Genomic DNA, 3,855 nt, shown 5'->3' on the forward strand with positions numbered 1-3,855 from the left:
ACCATTACCTGTAGGTTGGCAAGGGATTGTGCCACGTAAGGCAGGACGTATTTCAGGCATTATTACTGACAATACCCTATCAAACTTAGGTTCATTGCGAGAGTTTCTGGAAGCGATGGACCCTGAGGACATGGCAAACATCATTGGTGAGCAGGTTGGTTTTGAACTTGAACACCTGATTGATGAGGTTATGCTTGACCGTAATGCGGTGCTGTGGGAAAACCTGCCTTATTCAATTAAGCGCCGTATTTATGCACAGGCGCATAAACAGTTGCCAAATACCCTAAAGGAACTGGTGACTGAGCTGACCATGAATGTTGAGTCACTGGTTGACATGCGTGAAATGGTGGTGAGCCAGATGGAGGGTGACCGCCGTTTGATGGTGCGGATGTTCCTGAAAGTGGGGCAAAAGGAAATTAACTTTATTTGGCATATCAGTGCGCTGATTGGGATGTTCTTTGGTGTGTTCCAGATGATTGTCTGGTTTGTGGTGCCTTGGCACTGGACTGTTCCGTTCTGGGCCGCCATCTGGGGTTTTCTGACCAATTGGATTGCGATCTGGATGGTGTTCAACCCAATCGAGCCACACTATATCCGCTATCCACAGATTTTCCGTTTAACCAAAGACCGTAAGTTCCCGTGGATTGTGCCTGTGTTGAAGATTGGCACCTATAATGTTCAGGGTGCATTCATGAAGCGTCAGGAAGAGGTTTCTGATGTGTTTGCCAGTGTGGTGACCGAAGACCTGATTACCCTAAAATCCATCATGACTGAAATGATGTATGGTAGTAAAAAGGACAAGACCCGCCGTATTGTCAAGCGTCATATCAATGAAATTATGGAAACGCCACTGGTGCGTACATCATTGCAGCTTTCACTTGGCCCTAGGGAATATGCTAGACTCAAGACTGACTTGATTGATCGCTCAATTGAAATTACTATGGGTCCAGTATGTGACCCAGCTCTGAATGCAAGTCGTGCGCAGAAGATCTTTCAAATGTTTAGAGACCGCATCCGTGAACTAACGCCGAAAGAATTCCAGAATTTATTGCGACCTGCGTTCCAAGAAGATGAGTGGATCCTAATTTTATTGGGTGGTGTAACTGGTTTCATTGCTGGTTTAATCCACTTATTTGTTGCTTTCTTATAATTAATTTGATGTTGGTTGAGCAATAAATCTGTATCATATTGCTCAATTTAAGATTTATTGTTTTTAAATGAGGATGTTCTTTTATGCGCATTATTTTACTCGGACCACCTGGGGCAGGTAAAGGTACTCAAGCTCAGTTGATCTGTAAGCGCTACAATATCCCACAAATTTCAACTGGTGATATGCTCCGCGCTGCAATTCGTGAAGGTACTGAACTAGGCTTAAAGGCGAAAAGCGTCATGGAGTCAGGTGGTTTGGTTTCAGACGAATTGATTATTGGTTTGGTTAAGGAGCGTATTGCCCAGCCTGACTGTGAAAATGGTTGTATTTTTGACGGTTTCCCACGTACGATTCCACAGGCTGAGGCTCTGGAAACTGCGGGTATCAGCATTGACCATGTGATCGAAATTGATGTGCCTGACGAAGAAATCGTTCAGCGTCTTTCTGGTCGTCGTCAGCACCCAGCGTCTGGTCGTATTTACCACCTGGTTTACAATCCGCCAAAAGTGGAAGGTAAGGATGACGAAACAGGTGAGGAGCTGGTACAGCGTCCAGATGATCAAGAAGAGACCATTCGTAAGCGTCTTGCGTCTTACCATAGCGAAACTGAGCAACTGGTTGATTTCTATCAGAGGCGTGCCGCTTCTGGTGAGAATGCACCAACTTATAATAAGTTGAATGGTCTGCGTGCCATCGATGATGTACAAAAAGACCTGTTTGCGATTCTGGACAAATAACCTGAATTGCGAATGATGAAAGGGCTCTGAATAGGGCTCTTTTTATTTGGGAGAAAGCTTGTGCTAAAAGTGGTTCTTATTTTGCTTGTGATCTTAAGTTTGGCTTTACTCTTGTTTCTGGCGTACCAGAGCCAAAAAATGCTGCGCCATGTGCAAAAACAGCAGGCACTGGAAAATCGGCAGAATGGAAAAACGCGTCAGCTACATCCAAAATTGCGGCAGGATAAAAGACCTCAGGATTAACTGAGGTTTTTTGTTGTAATGGCCTTACTTGCACCAAACTCAAAGCGGTCAGGCCAGTTGCAGACATCTGCAACCACACATTCAAAACATTTCGGCTTACGCGCGATACAGCAATAACGGCCATGTAGAATCAGCCAGTGATGGGCATCCAAAATAAATTCTTTCGGGATCACCTTAACTAGACGATGCTCAACCTCTAACACATTCTTTCCAACGGCTAAACCTGTACGATTTCCCACTCGAAAAATATGGGTGTCCACCGCCATGGTTGGCTGTCCAAATGCGGTATTCAGCACCACATTTGCCGTTTTACGGCCTACGCCTGGCAGCGCTTCAAGCTGTTGACGTGTTTCGGGTACTTGTCCCTGGTATTGATCAACCAAAATCTGGCAGGTTTTAATCACATTTTCAGCCTTGGCATTATAGAGCCCAATGGTCTTGATATATGCCTTGAGTCCCTCGACACCAAGATTAAGGATGGCCTGGGCTGTATTTGCCACAGGATAGAGTTTATCGGTTGCCTTGTTTACACTAACATCGGTCGCCTGGGCCGAAAGCATCACCGCAATCAGCAGTTCAAATGGCGATGAATAGTTCAGCTCTGTACGGGGATCGGGACGTTGCTCACGTAAGCGTTCAAAGAAAACCTGAATTTGCTTTTTGGTCATATTCTTAACGGGCATTTAGACTTCCTGCAATTCATTTAAACGTTGCTGTAGGCTAAGCAGTTGCACCTGTTTCTGTTCATCAGCCCGTACGCTTAACTGTTTCTCCAGCTTCTTGATCTGGGTGCGGATTTTAGCCAGTTCAATCGTGGTTTTTGCATCAACTGGGGCGCTTTCTTTGGGCTTGTCTGCCAGTGTAATCACAGGCACATTATTGAGTGCCTGGGAGAACTGGGCAAACAAATCGGTATCGATTTCAGCCCGTACAATCGGACCTTTACGATTCAGGCGGCGTTTTTCTTCACGCTGGATATGGGCATAGTAACGATGCCTTAATTCATCCTGTTCCTTAACGCGCTGTTCTCGGGTTGGCAGTGGCTTGATGTCGGCAACCAGGTCAATACAGTCAACTGGACAAGGTGGGATACATAGTTCACAGCCTGTACACAGATCTGCCAGCACCGTATGCATGAGTTTGCCACTGCCGATGATGGCATCTACAGGACATGCGCTGATACATTTGGTGCATCCAATACATTCATCTTCACGGATCACCGCTTTCATTTGCTGTGGGCGACCATCTGCCTGTATTTCCCAGACACTGGGTTCGGCAGTCAATTGTGGGCGCTGTAACAGTGCGGCAAGCGCATCCGCAACAGGCTGTCCGCCTGGAACACATTTGTTCGCATCTTCACCCTCGGCAATGGACTGTGCGTAGGGTAAACATCCATCACGATGCCCACATAAACCACACTGTGTCTGTGGTAAAAGCTGGTCTATCTGGACAATCAGGGAATGTGGTGGGGGCAGGGACATAACAACAGGGGAAACAAAATGGGACGGAATAGTATAACAAAAAATAGATGGTGTTGGCGGTGAACATCTGGAAACAACAGTTGGCTTAAAGTGTTGGATTTTGACAAAAAATGGTGCGAATATTGCACTTTAACCAAGCAATCCTAAAATAAATCATATCTTTCTTGTTTTGTTTAATTAATTGAAATTCTTTAATATATTAAATAATGCACTAAAATGATACATGGTATAGATCGGAAGAGCG

The 3,855-nt window shown here is 45.3% G+C and carries 5 protein-coding genes; 3 read left to right on the forward strand and 2 right to left on the reverse strand.

Translation table 11 applies throughout. The features are described 5' to 3' along the window. The 3 genes from B4H32_RS04950 to B4H32_RS04960 all read left to right on the forward strand — a co-directional run. A partial coding sequence (locus B4H32_RS04950; RefSeq protein ID WP_286800480.1) for a DUF445 domain-containing protein occupies nt 1-1,150 on the forward strand: 1,150 nt, incomplete at its 5' end. Nucleotides 1,151-1,233: 83 nt separating this feature from the next. Further along, nucleotides 1,234-1,887: an adenylate kinase gene (gene adk / locus B4H32_RS04955; protein WP_004675860.1), complete on the forward strand. Its 654-nt coding sequence runs from the start codon at nt 1,234-1,236 to the stop codon at nt 1,885-1,887. 60 nt (nt 1,888-1,947) lie between these two features. After that, nucleotides 1,948-2,130: a hypothetical protein gene (locus B4H32_RS04960; RefSeq protein ID WP_286800482.1), complete on the forward strand. Its 183-nt coding sequence runs from the start codon at nt 1,948-1,950 to the stop codon at nt 2,128-2,130. Here B4H32_RS04960 and nth read toward each other — a convergent pair. Then, the gene (gene nth / locus B4H32_RS04965; protein WP_286800483.1) at nt 2,127-2,813 is read right to left on the reverse strand and encodes an endonuclease III; all 687 of its coding nucleotides are present in this window, start codon (nt 2,811-2,813) and stop codon (nt 2,127-2,129) included. The two genes, B4H32_RS04960 and nth, sit on opposite strands and share 4 nt — an antisense overlap. Further along, a complete protein-coding gene (locus tag B4H32_RS04970; protein WP_004675854.1) occupies nt 2,814-3,611 on the reverse strand; it encodes an RnfABCDGE type electron transport complex subunit B in 798 nt (265 codons plus the stop codon). Between the last annotated feature and the right edge of the window lie 244 nt (nt 3,612-3,855).

Origin of the sequence: Acinetobacter sp. UBA2063 (assembly GCF_002333245.1) — a bacterium.
GTDB classification, from domain to species: domain Bacteria; phylum Pseudomonadota; class Gammaproteobacteria; order Pseudomonadales; family Moraxellaceae; genus Acinetobacter; species Acinetobacter parvus.

What these genes read in the sequence shown, in the direction of transcription:
- adk (WP_004675860.1), top strand. Translation starts at nt 1,234, where the DNA reads ATGCGCATTATTTTACTCGGACCACCTGGGGCAGGTAAAGGTACTCAA.
- nth (WP_286800483.1), bottom strand. Translation starts at nt 2,813, where the DNA reads ATGCCCGTTAAGAATATGACCAAAAAGCAAATTCAGGTTTTCTTTGAA.
- B4H32_RS04970 (WP_004675854.1), bottom strand. Translation starts at nt 3,611, where the DNA reads ATGTCCCTGCCCCCACCACATTCCCTGATTGTCCAGATAGACCAGCTT.